At 34.1% G+C, this 16,949-nt stretch carries 20 protein-coding genes; 11 read left to right on the top strand and 9 right to left on the bottom strand.

Going from position 1 to position 16,949, the window contains the following annotated elements; all coding sequences use genetic code 11:
• Nucleotides 1–2: 2 nt before the first annotated feature.
• The 5 genes from ACZ42G_RS01660 to ACZ42G_RS01640 form a co-directional block, all read right to left on the bottom strand.
• Nucleotides 3–386, bottom strand: coding sequence for a DUF302 domain-containing protein (locus ACZ42G_RS01660; RefSeq protein WP_464851128.1), 384 nt, complete (start codon nucleotides 384–386; stop codon nucleotides 3–5).
• The gene (locus ACZ42G_RS01655; protein WP_464851127.1) at nucleotides 376–1,122 is read right to left on the bottom strand and encodes a DUF5714 domain-containing protein; all 747 of its coding nucleotides are present in this window, start codon (nucleotides 1,120–1,122) and stop codon (nucleotides 376–378) included. The genes ACZ42G_RS01660 and ACZ42G_RS01655 overlap by 11 nt, the downstream gene beginning before the upstream one ends.
• Before the next feature lie 37 nt (nucleotides 1,123–1,159).
• Nucleotides 1,160–2,428 carry a thioredoxin-disulfide reductase gene (trxB, locus tag ACZ42G_RS01650; RefSeq protein WP_464851126.1) on the bottom strand — a complete coding sequence of 423 codons (1,269 nt, stop codon included), beginning with the start codon at nucleotides 2,426–2,428 and terminating at the stop codon, nucleotides 1,160–1,162.
• Nucleotides 2,429–2,450: 22 nt separating this feature from the next.
• A complete protein-coding gene (locus ACZ42G_RS01645; RefSeq protein ID WP_235062560.1) occupies nucleotides 2,451–3,788 on the bottom strand; it encodes a radical SAM/SPASM domain-containing protein in 1,338 nt (445 codons plus the stop codon).
• A gap of 204 nt (nucleotides 3,789–3,992) precedes the next feature.
• Complete coding sequence (locus ACZ42G_RS01640) at nucleotides 3,993–4,643, bottom strand: methyltransferase domain-containing protein (protein WP_464851125.1); 651 nt, start codon at nucleotides 4,641–4,643, stop codon at nucleotides 3,993–3,995.
• A gap of 141 nt (nucleotides 4,644–4,784) precedes the next feature.
• Between ACZ42G_RS01640 and ACZ42G_RS01635 the strand changes: the two genes are divergently transcribed.
• The 3 genes from ACZ42G_RS01635 (at nucleotide 4,785) to ACZ42G_RS01625 (ending at nucleotide 6,902) form a co-directional block, all read left to right on the top strand.
• Entirely contained in the window at nucleotides 4,785–5,105 is a 321-nt protein-coding gene (locus ACZ42G_RS01635; protein WP_464851124.1) for a hypothetical protein, read from the top strand.
• Nucleotides 5,106–5,225: 120 nt separating this feature from the next.
• Nucleotides 5,226–5,504, top strand: a complete 279-nt coding sequence (locus tag ACZ42G_RS01630) for an ACT domain-containing protein (RefSeq protein ID WP_014757843.1) — start codon at nucleotides 5,226–5,228, stop codon at nucleotides 5,502–5,504.
• A 33-nt stretch (nucleotides 5,505–5,537) separates the two neighbouring features.
• Nucleotides 5,538–6,902, top strand: a complete 1,365-nt coding sequence (locus ACZ42G_RS01625) for a DUF711 family protein (RefSeq protein ID WP_464851123.1) — start codon at nucleotides 5,538–5,540, stop codon at nucleotides 6,900–6,902.
• A 138-nt stretch (nucleotides 6,903–7,040) separates the two neighbouring features.
• Here ACZ42G_RS01625 and ACZ42G_RS01620 read toward each other — a convergent pair whose 3' ends face one another.
• Both ACZ42G_RS01620 and ACZ42G_RS01615 read right to left on the bottom strand, forming a co-directional pair.
• On the bottom strand, nucleotides 7,041–7,784 hold the full coding sequence (locus tag ACZ42G_RS01620) for a hypothetical protein (protein WP_464851122.1): 744 nt from the start codon (nucleotides 7,782–7,784) through the stop codon (nucleotides 7,041–7,043).
• Nucleotides 7,785–7,931: 147 nt separating this feature from the next.
• Nucleotides 7,932–8,960 (bottom strand): PPC domain-containing protein, encoded by a 1,029-nt coding sequence (locus ACZ42G_RS01615; RefSeq protein ID WP_464851121.1) that lies wholly within the window; start codon nucleotides 8,958–8,960, stop codon nucleotides 7,932–7,934.
• Between the two features lie 318 nt (nucleotides 8,961–9,278).
• On the opposite strand from ACZ42G_RS01615, the gene ACZ42G_RS01610 reads away from it, so the two are divergent.
• The 7 genes from ACZ42G_RS01610 (at nucleotide 9,279) to ACZ42G_RS01580 (ending at nucleotide 15,302) form a co-directional block, all read left to right on the top strand.
• Entirely contained in the window at nucleotides 9,279–9,773 is a 495-nt protein-coding gene (locus tag ACZ42G_RS01610; protein ID WP_150200842.1) for an RNA polymerase sigma factor SigX, read from the top strand.
• A gap of 3 nt (nucleotides 9,774–9,776) precedes the next feature.
• Complete coding sequence (locus tag ACZ42G_RS01605) at nucleotides 9,777–10,919, top strand: DUF2275 domain-containing protein (RefSeq protein ID WP_085112775.1); 1,143 nt, start codon at nucleotides 9,777–9,779, stop codon at nucleotides 10,917–10,919.
• A 4-nt stretch (nucleotides 10,920–10,923) separates the two neighbouring features.
• Nucleotides 10,924–11,829: an ABC transporter ATP-binding protein gene (locus tag ACZ42G_RS01600; protein WP_274893886.1), complete on the top strand. Its 906-nt coding sequence runs from the start codon at nucleotides 10,924–10,926 to the stop codon at nucleotides 11,827–11,829.
• Nucleotides 11,823–12,677, top strand: a complete 855-nt coding sequence (locus tag ACZ42G_RS01595; protein WP_464851119.1) for an ABC transporter permease subunit — start codon at nucleotides 11,823–11,825, stop codon at nucleotides 12,675–12,677. The genes ACZ42G_RS01600 and ACZ42G_RS01595 overlap by 7 nt, the downstream gene beginning before the upstream one ends.
• Nucleotides 12,678–12,724: 47 nt before the next feature.
• Nucleotides 12,725–13,543, top strand: coding sequence for a LuxR C-terminal-related transcriptional regulator (locus tag ACZ42G_RS01590; protein WP_096233551.1), 819 nt, complete (start codon nucleotides 12,725–12,727; stop codon nucleotides 13,541–13,543).
• Between the two features lie 209 nt (nucleotides 13,544–13,752).
• Nucleotides 13,753–14,268 carry a hypothetical protein gene (locus ACZ42G_RS01585; RefSeq protein WP_464851118.1) on the top strand — a complete coding sequence of 172 codons (516 nt, stop codon included), beginning with the start codon at nucleotides 13,753–13,755 and terminating at the stop codon, nucleotides 14,266–14,268.
• 107 nt (nucleotides 14,269–14,375) lie between these two features.
• The gene (locus tag ACZ42G_RS01580) at nucleotides 14,376–15,302 is read left to right on the top strand and encodes a hypothetical protein (RefSeq protein ID WP_150200800.1); all 927 of its coding nucleotides are present in this window, start codon (nucleotides 14,376–14,378) and stop codon (nucleotides 15,300–15,302) included.
• On the opposite strand, the gene menA is transcribed toward ACZ42G_RS01580, so the two are convergent.
• Entirely contained in the window at nucleotides 15,291–16,235 is a 945-nt protein-coding gene (gene menA, locus ACZ42G_RS01575; protein WP_150200799.1) for a 1,4-dihydroxy-2-naphthoate polyprenyltransferase, read from the bottom strand. The genes ACZ42G_RS01580 and menA overlap by 12 nt on opposite strands.
• An 80-nt stretch (nucleotides 16,236–16,315) precedes the next feature.
• Nucleotides 16,316–16,714, bottom strand: a complete 399-nt coding sequence (locus ACZ42G_RS01570; RefSeq protein WP_150200798.1) for a DUF1284 domain-containing protein — start codon at nucleotides 16,712–16,714, stop codon at nucleotides 16,316–16,318.
• A 72-nt stretch (nucleotides 16,715–16,786) separates the two neighbouring features.
• On the opposite strand from ACZ42G_RS01570, the gene ACZ42G_RS01565 reads away from it, so the two are divergent.
• Nucleotides 16,787–16,948 carry a CDIF630_02480 family spore surface protein gene (locus tag ACZ42G_RS01565; protein ID WP_013787058.1) on the top strand — a complete coding sequence of 54 codons (162 nt, stop codon included), beginning with the start codon at nucleotides 16,787–16,789 and terminating at the stop codon, nucleotides 16,946–16,948.
• Nucleotide 16,949: the final 1 nt, after the last annotated feature.

The following is a 16,949-nucleotide window of genomic DNA, read 5'->3' as shown; positions in this document are numbered from 1 at the left end:
TTCTACAGCATATCTACAGCTTTTTTCAACTTGTCAGCAACTTCAGATGCTATTTTAGACAATTTTTCATCGTTAGAAGGTAATGCCTTTAAAGGATCAATTGACGATACGACTACACCACCATCACTCTTTTCGTACACAATCACATTGCAAGGCAGCAAAAGACCTATTTCGGGGTCAATGTTTAATACTTCGTATGCGTAGGTAGGGTTGCATGCACCGAGTATGACGTAGTTCATCATGTCCTTGCCTATTTTCTTTTTTATCGTATCTTTCATATCAATCTCTACCAATATTCCAAATCCTACGCTTTTCAAGGCTTCTTTAGCCTTTTCCACAGCTTCAGCAAATGAATAAGCCACTTCTTTAGTAATGTCAAGATCCATACTTCACATTCCTTTCTGACTTTTCCACATTTCTGTACTTGCACATATAATAGCATTCCCTGTTTCTCTTTGAGTAATTACAGTCATCTATCCTTTCAAAAGTTTCAGGAAATTTGACATTCAATTCTTTCTCAAAAAATTCTACCGCTTCTTCTATTGATATCCTTGTGCATTTCTTGCAACATCTGGCGCCACCAGCTTCACCGATGCTTTTAAGGGCATTTGCAACAGCTAAATGAGCCTTAGTCCTTTTAAGAGGTGTAAGAGGTGTCGCTTTGTAAATGACAGAAATAGCAACACCGATTCCAACACCTGCACCACAGGCACCATAATAGCCGCATGCTCCGCCAGGTATCTCTTTCCCACGATTTATTGCCTCTAAGATATCCTCATCAGAAGCTTTTCCTGTCAAATTTTTGTAAGCAGTGACTATTGCTGCAGGAACCAATGCATGATGTTCTGGCCCATGCATTGGTATCCTACTGTCTGACATGATATTTTCCACGATTTCCATAGGATCTTTAGAATCCGTAGACAGGCAATAATCCTTTATGACCTCAACGCCGTCCTTTGCGTGACATTTGTCGCAAACGTAGTGCCCATCCGTACAGTGGGCAAGAGTTAATTCTTCTGTACCACAGTATTCGCATCTTTTCAATACTGGCTTTTCTAAATACATGAGCGGCTTCCCGCATATCATGCAATTTTCCATGTACTTTGTTTCGCAGCACTCCATCATTATCTCCTTTCATACTTTTAAAAAGTATGCAAAATCACAGCTCTTGTATATACCTTTCTGCGCTTATAGCAGCGGTAGCACCATCACCAGCCGCAGTGACCACTTGCCTTATCTTCTTATCCCTTATATCACCAGCGACAAATACGCCTTTCACATTGGTCATTAGATCCTCATTCGCTTTGATGTATCCGTACTGATTTAGCTCAAGGATTCCTTTAAATATATCTGTCTTTGGTGTAAGGCCGATGTAGACAAACACACCATCGACTTCTATATCTTTAAGCTCACCTGTCTTTAAGTTCTTATACGTCAGCGACTTAAGCATTCCATCTCCATTTGCCTTTACAACGTGAGATTCCCAAATAAAGTCTATCTTAGGATTGGTAAAGGCTTTTTCTTGCAGCACGTTTGAAGCTTGTAAATTATCAAATTCGTGTATAACCGTAACTTTGTCGGCGATGTTTGCAAGGTACAATGCTTCCTGAATAGCAGAATTGCCTCCTCCTATTACAGCTACGTGTTTTCCTTCATACATTGCTCCATCGCATATTGCACAATAATGAATGCCTTTTCCTCTGAATTCAGCTTCGCCTTCTGCTGGAAGTTTTCTTGGCTGTGCGCCCATAGCTATTATAACCGCTTTAGGATAGTATATTTTGTCCTCTGTCCTTACAAATTTCTCATCATCAGTAAGCTTAATCTCGAATACTTCTTTTAAATCGTCAATGATTGCTCCAAAGCTTTCCGCCTGTTTCCTCATGTTTTCAGTCAGTTTCTTTCCTTCAATCTGCCCTTCTGTTCCAGGATAGTTTTCTATATAATACGTGTTGGCTGCTTGCCCACCTGTAGTTGCTTCATCTATGACGACTGTCTTTAAGTTTGCTCTCGCTGAGTACAAAGCAGCCGTAAGACCTGCAGGTCCTCCCCCCATTATGAGAACATCGCATTCCACCTTCTCTGGTTCTTTGTCCAAAAGTGAAAAACCTATCACCTTTTCTACTGCCTTGCGAAGATCTGGCTTTGAAATATATCCATTTAATCTCTCACCAGTTTCTTTGCCATCTTTGAAAAACAAAAGCGTAGGGCTTCCTTTTACGCCAAGGCTTAACGCAAAGTCCTTATTGCCTTGCCTGTATATCTCTACAAATTCCATGTGATCTTTGTATACCTCGGCTAATCTGTGAAATATCGGTTTTAGTTGAGCACATGGTGGACAATCAGTAGAATAAAAGTCTACAACAACTGGTTTCTTAGAATTCAAAACAACCTCTTCAAATTCATTAGCATTTATTTCTCTTACCATAAATACATCCTCCTTAAAATTTTTAATCTTGAATTAAGACTTCATCCTTGTAATATTCGATACCTAATTGATACAGTTTTGTTATATCTCTACAATCAGGAGATAATACACTGCCATTTCTTTCATTAGCGACGACTCCACAGCCTCCGCCGCAAACTAAGCTTACAGGGCATTCTTTGCACTGTGGTATATTCAGGACATTTCTCTCTTTCCACTGTAATACTTTATCATCAAAAATCCTTCTCTCAGGATAAAAAGTACCTAAGCGATAATCTTTCCTGCCACAGCTTGCAGTGCATCCGTATATATCACCGTATAAATCATAAAGCCATTCTTTTTTGCCTGCTGGGCAAGTATCAAAAGTTGGAGAATACATAGTCCCTGAAACAAGGATATTCCTCATGCCTTTAAAATCTGGTTTATGGAATTTTTTCAGTATAGGATACTTTTTAGACATCTCTACAAATGTAGCCCACTGTTCTACTTGTGACATAAGGCTTTGATGGTTTAGAGAACATTCAAAAAGCTCATAATTTCTGCCTATCTGCGTCTTGAATTTATTGCCATCCAGATGGAGATACCCTTTTTTATCAAGAATTTCTGCCAACTCCGGCAGATAAGAATAATTGTCTTTATCCACCACAACCCTTAAATTCACAGGCATATCATTCTCGATTAGGCTGTCAATTCCCAATAGAATCTTTTCAAAACTATCTCCACCGCCTAATAGCTTTCTTCGCCTGTTGTGAATTTCTTTCGGCCCATCAAGAGTTACCTGTATTTCTTTCACATTTCCCTTTTTAAGGATATCTATATACTCTAATACATTGTAACCATTAGTAACTGCAGCTATCTCATAGCCGTACAGTTTGCTCTTTTCTACAATGTAATTAATGATGTCTTTTTGAACATCTGTATCTATAAAAGGCTCTCCTCCAAAGAGCGTAATGTACGGCTTTACCTTCTCCAATTTAAACCTATCATTTATATCATCAAAAAAGGCATCAACAGCCTCTTTCGTTATTAAATCTTTCTTTGTCGGTATGCCTCTTTCATAACAATAGATGCAAGAAAAATTACATCCGTATGTTGGCACAAGCAATATTTGTGTCGGCGATTCATCCATTATTTCCTTAAATTCTTCGTACGCTTCTTTTATCCTTATATCCTCATGCTCTTTTTCTTCATATATATAGCCTCTATCAATTACATAATCGAGAAAATCGATGTCGTAAACATCCTTTCCCGATTTTATGTCATAAAGTTTATCTACCTCATCTTTTGAAGCAATATCTGAACTGCCTGATAGCAGATTTAAAATAATAAAATTATTTTTCTCTTCACTAAAAGGCAGAATCATGTTATACTTACTAAAGTACAATAAAATCACTCCTTAATTTATGCGGTAGAAGATCTACCGCATTTTTTTAGTCATGGCAGCCTACAACCAGCTTCGATGACTTTGAGCAGCATTGTGCTACGCTGCTATTTTGTGTTGTGCAGCAATTTGAATTTTTATTTGTTACAGCTTTCACCTAAATCACCTCCTTTTAATGCAAGATATCTACCTTTTAATACCTTTGATCGTTATACTTGCAACAGGATAACCGTTTTTCATGTATTCACGCTTTTTAAGATATTCTATCTCTTTAAATCCAGCATTGTTTATAGCTTTTATATATTCTTCTTCCGGAATAGCCCCGCCAAAGCAATCGGCCCAAGCTTCAGGGTCATTTACAATCTCATCTGGAAGTCTGTCTTTTGATACAACGTCTGAAACAACAAATCTCCCACCAGTCTTAAGAACCCTGTAAATCTCTTTATAGACTTTCTCTTTGTCTTTTGCATGATTTATTACACAGTCGCTTATGACAACGTCAAATTTTTCACTTTGAAGTGGTATGTTTTCTACATCCCCTACGACAAATTCAGCATTTTTTACATTAAGTTTCTTTCTGTTTTTTTCTGCTTCTTCGATCATCCTCTCAGTAAGATCGAGACCTACTGCAATTGCTTTTTCACCTATTATCTTCGCAGCATTTAAAACGTCATTTCCTCTGCCGCATCCTAAATCAAGGACATTTTCTCCTTCTTTTAAATCTGCCAAAACGATATTTTTACCACCACAGCTTAAATTGTCCTCTTCTTCAGCTAATTTTTCATATCTATTTATTATGTTTTCTTTCGCTTCCATCTCGTCACCACCTTTTGCCAAAGACATATCCCCTATATAGGGGGTGGTACTAAATGATAGTATACCACAATAATTTAACAAAGTAAATACAAAACAAAAGAAAGAAAACGAATTTTATATTTAAATCTATTGTGTGGAATATTAGAATGTGGAGGTGTTTTTATGAAAATAACGGCTGTATTTCCCACTCAAGATAAGGCAAGCGCGTTAGTCGACAGTTTAAAAAAGATGGGTTTCGATCGAAAGGACATGATCATAACAGACATGAAAAAATCTGTGCAGGATATGGATTTTATGGTTGACAACGCTATAGATATAAAGTCTGAAAGAGAAGGCTTAGGTGAAAAAAGGCCTTATACAGACTTCTATACAGATGACGTTGACTCCGGAATACTCATTACAGTCGAAGCACCTAAGAAAGAACTGTCTAAAATAAGAGAGACAATGGAACAATGTGGTGCCACAAACATAATCCAAAAGTAATCTAAGGTGGGGATATGCTTTATTCCCACCTAATTTCTTTGAGATTTTATTATCATTTACGTATTGCATGCAAATTCATCATATAGTATACTATGTACAAATATGGAGGGAGTGTTTTTTATGAGTGAACAAAAGGCCATAATATCCGTAATTGGTGTCGACAGAGTGGGAATAATCTACAATGTATCAAAATTGTTAGCAGAAAACAACATCAATATCTTAGACATCAGCCAAACAATATTAAAAGACATCTTTACAATGATCATGATAGTTGATATAAAAAATTCTACAAATGACTTTAACATATTAAAAGAAGAACTTAAAAATTTAGGCGAAAATCTTGGAGTCAAAATCGACATTCAGAAAGAAGACATATTTAGAGCAATGCACAGATTATAAACCTAATTGTTTTAACTGAAAGGAATGATTGAAATGGGCTTTGCTTTTGAAGAAATAGAAGAAACTATAAGGATGGTTCAATCGGAAAAGCTTGATATAAGGACCATAACCATGGGCATAAGTTTAAGAGATTGTTCAGGAGATAATGCAAACAAAATCGCTGAAAAGATCTACGATAAAATAACAAGAAAAGCCGAAAATCTCGTAAAGGTAGCCGAAGAATTGGAATCTGAATTTGGCATCCCCATTGTCAACAAGCGCATATCTGTGACGCCTATAGCCATCGTTGCAGACAATATTAAAAAAGATGAGTTTATTAAAATAGCTTCGTCACTTGATAAAGCTGCAAAAAATGTAGGCGTAAACTTTATAGGTGGATATTCCGCTTTAGTACATAAAGGATTTACAGATGGCGACCTAAACCTTATAAATTCAATTCCACAGGTTCTTAGTGAGACAGAAAGAGTTTGTTCATCTGTAAATGTAGCGACGACTAAAGCAGGCATAAACATGGATGCAGTAGCTTTGATGGGAAAAATCATAAAAGATACAGCGTATCGAACAAAAGAAAATGACGGCATAGGTGCTGCGAAGCTTGTAGTATTTTGCAACGCGCCTGAAGACAACCCGTTCATGGCAGGCGCTTTTCACGGCGTCGGTGAAGGTGAATGCGTCATAAACGTAGGTGTAAGTGGACCAGGTGTTGTATTAGCAGCTCTTTCAAAACTTCCAAAAACCGCCGATTTCGGTCAAATATCTGAGACAATAAAAAAGACGTCATTTAAGATCACTCGTGCTGGTGAACTCATAGGGCGTCTTGCAGCACAAAGGTTAAATACATCATTTGGAATTCTCGATCTATCTTTGGCTCCAACGCCAGAAATAGGCGATAGTATAGCAAACATACTTGAGTCAATGGGACTTTCAAAATGCGGTTCACATGGTACAACAGCTGCACTGGCACTTTTAAATGACGCTGTAAAAAAAGGCGGCGTCATGGCATCATCGTACGTTGGCGGATTAAGCGGTGCATTCATACCTGTAAGTGAAGATGCTGGAATGATAGAAGCTGTTGAGGCAGGTGCTTTATCAATAGAAAAACTTGAAGCCATGACGTGCGTATGCTCAGTTGGGCTTGACATGATCGCGATTCCAGGTGACACACCTTACGAGACCATATCAGCCATAATAGCCGACGAGATGGCAATAGGCATGATAAACAAGAAGACGACCGCTGTAAGGATTATCCCAGCTCCCGATAAAAAAGAAGGTGACTATGTGGAATTCGGCGGTCTTTTAGGCCATGCACCTGTTATGAAAGTAAACAGTTTTTCGCCAAAAGATTTCATAGAAAGAGGCGGAAGAATCCCTGCACCGCTTCACAGCTTAAACAATTAATGATATAATATAGGCAAATTTAAAAAGAACATATTACAAATAGAAGTACAATACATTATATGTTTGGGTAGGGGATAGTGTTTGTAGTGATAAAAAAAGCCCAACGGCATCCGTCAGGCTTTTCCTACAAAGTATATGTTAAGCATATCTCAAAACTCCGTCATCTGAAAATACAAATTTCTGTCCATTAACATAAAATGGTCTTGAAGTATCTATCCCCATTTTATCCAAACCTGTTTTGATTTTTTCATACACGTCATGACTTAACGAAGCCATTGGCATTTGGCCATTCGCTACACGTATTAAGCAGTCTACTGCACCGCCTATTTTGGTTAAATAATCATATTCTTCTGGTCCCCCTAATTTATATATAACATTTTGTTGATTCTTTTCAACTTTCCAAAGTTGAGCGACTTGTTCTTTCGTTAATTTTGACATGTCAGGAAATCCGTATTTATCAACAGCATAATTTATCATCTGATTTATATAATCCGTGATTCTTTTGCTATAATCACTGCCTATCGGATTTGAACCCCAAAACATGCTAATAGAACTATCACCAACATGCAATACAACATCCTGCCCAGAATATTCACCAAGGCTTACTGTGGTTCCGGGTGTTAAGTTAATAGAATTTTCTTGAACTTGTGCTGATTCAATAGCTTTTGAATTTGTGTATGTTGTACCTAAAAAATTCAAAGGGTTAAATTCACTCACGTCATAATATACATTTTTAAGCTGTTTAGATTCGTCGTTTAGACTCTCTGCATATAAACTGTCTTGTGGCGCAAAGTTAGGCATTCTTTTGTTAACTTTATTGCCTTGGTAAATTATTGATGCATACGTATTATAAGCTTCTACTCTCAAAACGCTCACCTCCATATTTTTTAAAGGAATATACCATATTATTTAAACAACATATCCTCATCTTACACAAATATATTTTTCTTTCATTTGATTTTTTATATTTGTTAGTACGATTTACACCGCATTTTATATATCGGCACATTAGCGTAAATACCTACACCGTTATTGAATAATATATTTATACGCGAAATAAATATTCGGAGTCCATTTTGCGGTTGGAGTAAAAAGATGTTCTATTCCAGTTGAAATACCCCATTGTTGTTTTACAGATAAAGTATTTTCGGGAATATTTAGAACATAATCCAATCCTGGATAAGTTTCATATCGAACTCGTGTCTGTGGTGAATAAATGTACTTATGCTGTCCTGACCAACTTCCAACACCAGTACTGTCGATCTGTATATACTGTACAACAGCTGTGTCTGGGATACTTGCGTCATTGCTTAAATCAAATATCTGATATGGTAAAATTGTACCTACATTACTAGATGTAAAATTAAATGTCATATTTGTTGACCTCCATCCTGTTGTCCCGTTCTGCCATGCATCTCCTACAAAAAGTTTATAATTCGCATTGTCATCGTATCCACTATAAGGTACTACGACAACATACCATGTTCCTGTTGTTTGTACCTGTATATATATCCTTTCATCGCTATTACCAGAATTTTGTGACGCTGCATAATTGAAATTAGGATCGAATACATATAAATCATAATCACAGCCAGCAGGAATATCTTTAAGTAAAAATGCAACTATTTCATTAGGATCAGAACTGGCGGTCAAATATATCTTATACCAGTCCTCATCGCCTACGGCATCAATATTTGCAAGCATATACTGGTTATATGAAATAGATTTAGCACTGTCAGAATTATTGTTTGGTTCATATGGATCTGTTAAAGCTTGAGGCACAACACTATTCATTTCATCTTTAGAGTTTACCGCACTTTGAAGTCCTTTCTTTATAGTCTCAATGTTTACACCTTTTGAAAGCTGAACATTGTCACTTACCTCTGATAATTCAAATTTAAATTTAGCAGCAGTATCCGTATCAAAGTTTAACATTGATGTAGGTATTTGCTCCACATTTTGTGTTTTATTTTCGCTCGCAAACGCTGATAAATTCGAGCCAATTATAAACACTATAGTACAAATAACCGCTAATAGTTTTATAAAAAAGTGCTTCATAAAAAAACCTCCTAAATTTTTATTGACATCCAAAATTTTATGGTACACGCATTTAGACTATAAAGCTCTATACTTATCGTGCAAAAACACATTTTGAAAATCAAATTGCAAGTATTATAATCATTGTATTTTGAAGGTTTTCTTAAATCTTTAATGCATTGTTTGACTTTACTTTTGATGCCCGATAGCTTACCGGTAATTCTCTTAATAACTATAATAGACTATTACATAAATTTGTCAACTGTCCAAAAGTACTAATTTTTTGTGTCACAAAATTCCTCTCTGGTGTGTTTATATAGTGTAAGTTTCATGTGGGAGGTGTTCAAAATACTTGATTCATTCAAAGATATCTTTGAAAAATACTACTTTAAGATCTATCGACAAATAGCTCTTATCATAAATGATGATGACAATGCACAAGACATTGCACAGGAAGTTTTTATCAAGTTAATTAAAAACCCTCCCCACAGCGATGAAAATATAGGAGGCTGGTTGTCGAAAGTGGCTATTAATCAAGCACTAAACTTCATCCGCTCAGAAAAGAACCTTAAGTCAAGGGAAATAAAAGTATCTCAGTTTAATGACGATTTGATATCACCTGAGGACATAGCAATTGAAAAAATAGAGATAGACAAAGTTAGAAAAGTTTTGTCTAAAATGGATAAGCGAGATATGCTTTGTCTCGTGCTGAAACACTCAGGTTACAGTTATGAAGAAATTTCCATATCACTTGGAATAAAAAAATCGTCTGTTGGAGCAACTGTAGCAAGAGCCCATAAGAAATTTAAAGAGCTTTATGAAAAGGAGGTGTAGCACATGTGCTTCGATGAAGGAATATTGCAATCATACTTAGACGGTGAAATAGATGAATCACTAAAAGAACAGCTAAAAAAACATCTTGATACATGCGAAAAGTGTTCAGCCAAGCTTAATGAGCTTAAAAATTTAAATAGCTTTTTAGATAACGCCTTAAAGACGAGTTCCATCGATCTCAATGAAGCGTGGGAAAATCTAAATAAAAAGATCAATAAAAAAGAAAGAGGTGTATTTAATATGTTTAGAAAATACAAAAAATATATAGCAGTATCCGCTGCGGCAGCAGTAATTGCAGCATCAATAGCATTGCCACCTGTTCAAAAAGCAGAAGCCGAGATTTTAAGCTTGTTTAGACTTAATAATTTTAAAGCTGTAGCAATAACACCTGATGATTTACAAGATATAAAAAATAAATTCTATCAAGCAGGAAATAAAGAAATCGACCTAAAGCAGTACGGCGATATTAAAGTAATTGGTGACTATGGTTCATCCAAAGAAATTAGTAAAAACAACTTGGATAAAATAAAATCATATGTTGGCTACAATTTTAAAATCCCTCAAGATGTGGACAACTTCAAATTAAGAGACAGCATTTATGTAGAGAAAGGCCAAACTGTTGAATTTAAATTAAATGTAGATAAGATAAATAATCTAATAAAGACATTCGGAGGAAATAAGCTGCTGCCAGAGAACTTAAATGAAAAGACATTTAAAATAATTTTAGGCAATAGTGTGCATATATCTTCTATAGATAAAAATGAATCAGATTCTCCAAAAAATATAAGCTACGGACTTGATATAATGAAAACCCCTGAAATAATCGTACCAGATGGTGTCGATATTGAAAAAGTAAGAGATGCTGTCATAAATATGCCATTCATTCCAGACGACATTAGAAATCAAATAGCCAGCATAAAAGACTGGAAAACCACAATACCATTTCCTGTGTCAGATACAGATGATATAAAAGATGTTACTATAAACGGCAGCAAAGGAATTGTAATATCAAAAAAATTCCAAGGTTCCGATATTTTAGAGGTATATTCAAATCTTGCATTAAATGATAATGGTGTAATATATTTGTTCAGCGGAAACAATATTTCACCAGATGAGCTTATAAAAATAGCAGAATCAATGAGGTGATGAAATGATACTAGAGACTCAAAACCTTACAAAACAGTTTGATGGCAAAGGCGGATTTAAAGATGTAAACATCTCTATCGATAGTGGCATGGTTTTTGGATTTCTCGGTCCGAACGGTGCTGGAAAAAGCACATTTGTAAAAACTATGGTAGGGCTTTTATACCCCACCTCTGGTTTTGCTTGGATCAATGGCTTTACCATCGGCACTATAGAATCAAAAAGGCAAATCGGATTTCTTCCTGAAAACTTTAAATATCATGATTGGATGACAGGAAAAGAATTGATGAAATTTCATGCAGAATTATGCAAAATGAAAAACCCATATAAAAAAATTGAAGAACTTTTTGAACTGGTCAAGCTTAAAGGACATGAAAATAAAAAAGTAAAAAATTACAGCAAAGGTATGCAGCAAAGGATAGGACTTGCAATAGCACTTTTAAATGATCCAAAAGTAATCTTTTTAGATGAACCCACATCAGCCCTTGATCCTGTTGGCAGAATAGATGTTAGAGAGATAATAAAAAGACTAAAAGACGACGGCAAGACGGTGTTTTTAAACAGTCACTTATTAAGTGAAGTGGAAATGGTATGCGATGAAGTCGCAATTATAAATCACGGGCATGTAATAGCAGAGGGAAAGCTTGAAAACTTGTTAAGTAAAAATACCTATGTAGAGATGGTTATATCAGATTATGACAGCCAATTAATCGAAAAGATATCTAATCTAGCCTATGACATTGTATTAAAAGGTGACAAACTTACATTTAAAGTAAAAGATAAAGACAGTATTCCTGAGATTGCAAAAATTGTGGTAGATTCCGGTGCAAAACTGTATCAATTGGATTCAAAAACAAGTTCATTGGAAGATCTGTTTATAAATATAGTTGGAAAGGATGAGGATGTATGCTGACAATAACGAAATACACCATCAAAGAGATGATTAAAAAGCGTGCATTCCTCCTAATTGCAATACTTACAGTAGGATATCTTTTTATTTATGGCTATGGATTAAGTTTAGCTTTTCATAACAACAATCAAGTTATAAACAATACGCCAAACATAGCTAAGATATTACTTGAATCACAGCTTCTCTCAGCAGGGCTTTACTTTTCAAATTTTATAATCGCATTTTTGATAGTACTTACATCTGTAGGTGCTGTGTCAGGCGATGTTGAAAGTGGTGCTATATATGCCTTACTGTATAAACCTCTAAAGAGGCATGAATACGTGCTTGGCAAATTTATAGGGCTTAGCATAATTATCACTGTATATAGCACATTGTTGTTTCTTTCAGTAATAGGACTTAATATCGCTTTTGGCACGAAAGTATACTTAGGATTAGGAAACGTCTTCCGTGCATTATTCTTTTTTGACCTTGGTCCAGTAGTCCTTTTATCATTAGTAGTCGCCTCAAGTTCAATAATGTCAACTGTAAATACAGGTGTTTTAGCTGTCATGACATACGGCATCGCAATGATAGGTGGCATTCTCGAACAAATGGGATCATTTTTCACAGATGCGACAAGTCAAGGTCTTTCAAATGTTGGTATTATCACAAGCTTAATTTTACCTACAGATGTGATATTTAGAAAGATGAATGCAGAGCTTCTCACTCAAAATACAGGCTTAAGCTTTCTTGCCCAAGGGCCTTTTGGCTGTACTTCACAGCCAAGTCCTGCCATGTTTGTGTATATCGCCTTCTATATCTGTTTTTTGCTGTATTACGGAACAAGGAAATTTGAAAAAAGGGATTTGTAATGTGGACATTAATAAATAAAAAAATTAAATTTTGGAGGGTAAAATTTATGAAAAGTATACTGTCTGTTGAAAAAGGATGTGAAGAATTAATTAATTCATACGGAGAGTCATTACTCATAAATGTAAGCCCAAATATAAAGTTCTTTGATAAAGTACTGTCTAATGAAGAACTTGCAATACGTAAAGACAAAAATAAGCACATAATCTCAATAATAGAAAATTTAATAAGGAAAAATCATATATATGACAACTTAGTAAAAAAAGGTTATTTTTTTATAATATGCGATACAGATGGTTATGTGGTTAAGTTAATATATGATGAACAGCTAAAAAATTACTTTGATGCATTGCACTTTACGGAAGGTATTAGCATGAGACTTAAAGATTGCGGTACAAATGCAATTAATTTAGCAATAAAAACGAATAAGCAAGTTGAAATAAATGGAAAAGATCATTATTGCAGATTATTCAGTAATTGGTACTGTACTGCAGCACCTATCATAGATTACTACAGTGAAAAAATAATTGCATACATTGACATGACTGTAGTAAACAAATCATACAACAAACTACGAAATATTATATTAAGTAATATCTCAAATTATATTGAAGAAATAATTATGTATAGACATGAGATTTATACTACTATCAACAGTAGACTAAGTCTATCAGATAAATTGATTTTAACATATTTAGCAAATGGCTTGAATAGGAAAGAAATTATTAAGGAAATGAATATATCTGAAGCTACATTAAGAAGGTATATTGAAAAATTAAAAATCAAGTTAAAAGCACAAAATGATATTGTTTTAATTTTAAACGCCATAAATGCCGGTATTTTAGATACTTGTGGAAATATACTGTAATAAAAATAATCACATTTTTGAACGAAATCGCTTAAACTTACGACATAGTTCGACATATATTGATAAAAAAATCGGCGAATTCAATAACTTCTCAACTGCATGATTAGAATATATAATATTAATTGAACATATGAATGGCCATTCTGAGTTCAATAATAGTTGAAGGGATGGTTTAAATGAAAAAGTTAGTATCAATTTTGCTATGTTTAGTGTTACTTATATCAACATCGGTTGCACTTGCATCGGATAATTTAAATAAAAGTACTGCAGATTCTATAATAACTGTTAATCCGCAGAAAGGAGATGTCCGACCGAACAATGCTAATTCCATTGAGCCTCAAACAGCATATAATTATTCAATACCTAACTTCTACCTAGTAAAAGGCGAAGTGGCTTGGACGACGCAAAGTGGAATTGGCTTTTATTCTGATGGATCAGATCTTCCATTTTATGAGGACGATTTCCATATTTCTTTTAAGGCAAGTGGAAATCCCGTTAATTTATTCTTAGGTGTATACAAAATAGATGACTATGTAAACCACAGGACTGAAATAGAAAAAGATCCGACAAAATATGTGATTAGTTATAGCATTATATATTCTGCTGGTGATCATAAAGTAAATTTTATGAATTTACCAAAAGGAAAATATGTATTTCTTTGGAAAAACATGAATAGCAGTAATTCTCGAATTGATATAGCAAATGCCGTACTAACTAGTGATTAAATTGTTTAATTTATGTTTCATTTTACAAAAATAGCAGATAAGAAATAACGGATATTTCTTATCTGCCTTATTTTAATACCATAAATACATAGAAAGGAAATTAATTTATGATTAAAAAACATAGAACTGCATTAATAGGAATAGGATTTGCTGTTGTTATAGCATTGTTGTCCATATTCCCAAATACTAGGAATTTTTTAAACAATTTAAGAACATATGATTACCAGACTGATTACATATCACCTGACTATTTTAATAAAATAATGTTACAATTATCTGAAGATGGAAATAAATATATTGATCTCAAACACTTAGGGTATCTAAAGGTAAATAAAGATGATAAAGAAAAAAAATATGAATATGAACTAAACGATTTATACAAGCTCAAATCTGACGTAAATTATAATTTCAAACTGCCACAGGAAAATAACATTCTGAGCAATCTTAATAAGATAGAAAGTAGCATTTATGGAAATCAAATAATCGAATTTAAGTTAAATATAGATGCTATTAATAAACTTATAAAATCATATAAAAACAATAATGTATTCCCAGAAAACTTAAAAGGTAAAAACTTCAGAATAGATTTTTATAAAATAGTATATATTCACATGGATAATAGTAATGAATATAATTTTCCGGGTTCAATAAATTTTAGCTTTGAAATTAGAAAAATTCCAAAAATAGACGTTCCAGCTGGAGTTGATAAAAACAAAGTTAAATACGCTGTATCAAGTTTGCCTTTTTTACCGTATTATTTAAAAAGCCAAATCGCAGGTACAATAGATCTAAAAAATTTATTAGACATACCAGAATCAGCAAAAAGAGAAAAACTGGATTACACCACAATTAATAAAAATAAAGGTATTATAGTGTCGTACTATTTAAAAGATGCAAATACTTTAAATAAAGACAAAGAAAAAAGCGTGAAATATCTCCAAATAGTCTGGATAGAAGATGATATTATATACCAAATGGAAGCAGCAGGCATTTCAGAAGAGCAATTATTAAAAATAGCAGAATCAATGAAGTAATCCCAGCCCTATAGCGATTATCTCTGCAATATTCATCATCAAAAAGTTTTTGACAGACAGTGGAAATGTATCTTTCTTTGTCTGGACTTTGTAAAATCTTCTTATGCTTTTATTTACAGGTACAAATGTCAACAATACAATAAGCCCCAACAAAGGCAGCACCTTTAAAATCACAAGGGCCACAATGTCAATGTATGAAATATAGTATAAAGCCTTAAACAATTTTAGGGCTTTTTCTTTTCCTATGTAGATAGGCAGTGTATAGCGCCTGTTTTCTAAGTCGTCCTCAATGTCGCATATATTGTTGGCCAGCATGATATTGGCAATTCCCATTACCGCTGGCAACGATATAAAGAAAATTTTTAGTACAACAGATATATCAAACCATACATTGAAAATGCCATCGCTGTATGTAACATAAGCTATATTTTTGTCGTATACATGGATAAAAACAGATAAAAACACAATCACAAATCCCATAAAAAAGCCCGAAAAAATCTCACCTAGTGGCATCCTGGATATTGGTATGGGCCCAAATGAATACAAAATACCAACTGCAAATGACATCATGCCAATCAAAAGCACTACTAAATTTGTACGCAAATAAAGTATAAATCCTGAGACAGACGCTATAAGAAGAAGTACAACTATAGTTATTAAAACGGTTGACTCAGACAAATTATCTCTTACAATTGCGTTGTGTTTCTCATAATTATACCCGTGAGTTTTATTTGCCTTTTTGTAGTCCATATAGTTATTAATTGCGGTAGTAACCATATCAAATGAGATGAGTGATATAAACATAATTAAAAAATTAACAACTTTGAATTCATGAAAAGCGTACAATGTATATACGGTTCCCAACATAAACGGTGTTACGCTGGCAGCCTTTGTCTGTATCTCCACTAATTTTAAAAAACTCCTTACTGTCATATTATTTCCACTTCCTCCTTTTTCCCTTGTGATTTTATTTTAACATTAAATCACAATTAAAAAAATACTAACATTTTTAATCATCTTAAATTTTTCAATCCATCCACACAATATTCATATTCTTTCCAACTACAATTACGGCATATATCATTCATAATATCCTCGGTCATAAATAACTTTATATTAGCCATAATCTCGCTATATTTCATTGATTCTCCAGGTTTTATGTGAATGCTTTCGAGCACAGCATCATCCATCTCTTTAATGCTGTCTTTATGATGTTCATTTTTGCACACACCAGAGAAATTATTTGGGCATTGCTCACAAATGTTATCCACATTATCCACAAGCTTTATAAACACATCACCGTCATTTTTAAGCTTTTTCACGATTTTATCCATGTTTTTGATAAATTCTTCATCATATCCTAAGCCTTTAAAGCCTAACATACACAAAAGATGGTGCCCTCTTATAATCATGTAAAAACCCCCTAAAATTTGCATAATAAAATAGTACACAATGATTATACTACATTTTAAGGAGTTGATATTATGATAAGAAAAAGCAAAAAATATTATAAAGAACCTATTGAAAAGCATGAAACAGCCTCATGGGCGAATATTAAAGAAAATGCCAGCAAGGCAAAAGTACCTATCCCAAATGAGATAGAAGTCATAAACGCAAAAGAATGGGTAGATGAAAACGAAAAGTAAA

This window comes from Thermoanaerobacterium calidifontis (assembly GCF_055381745.1).
The sequence above is the reverse complement of the archived record's forward strand: the minus strand, read 5'-3'. Positions and strand labels throughout refer to the sequence as shown.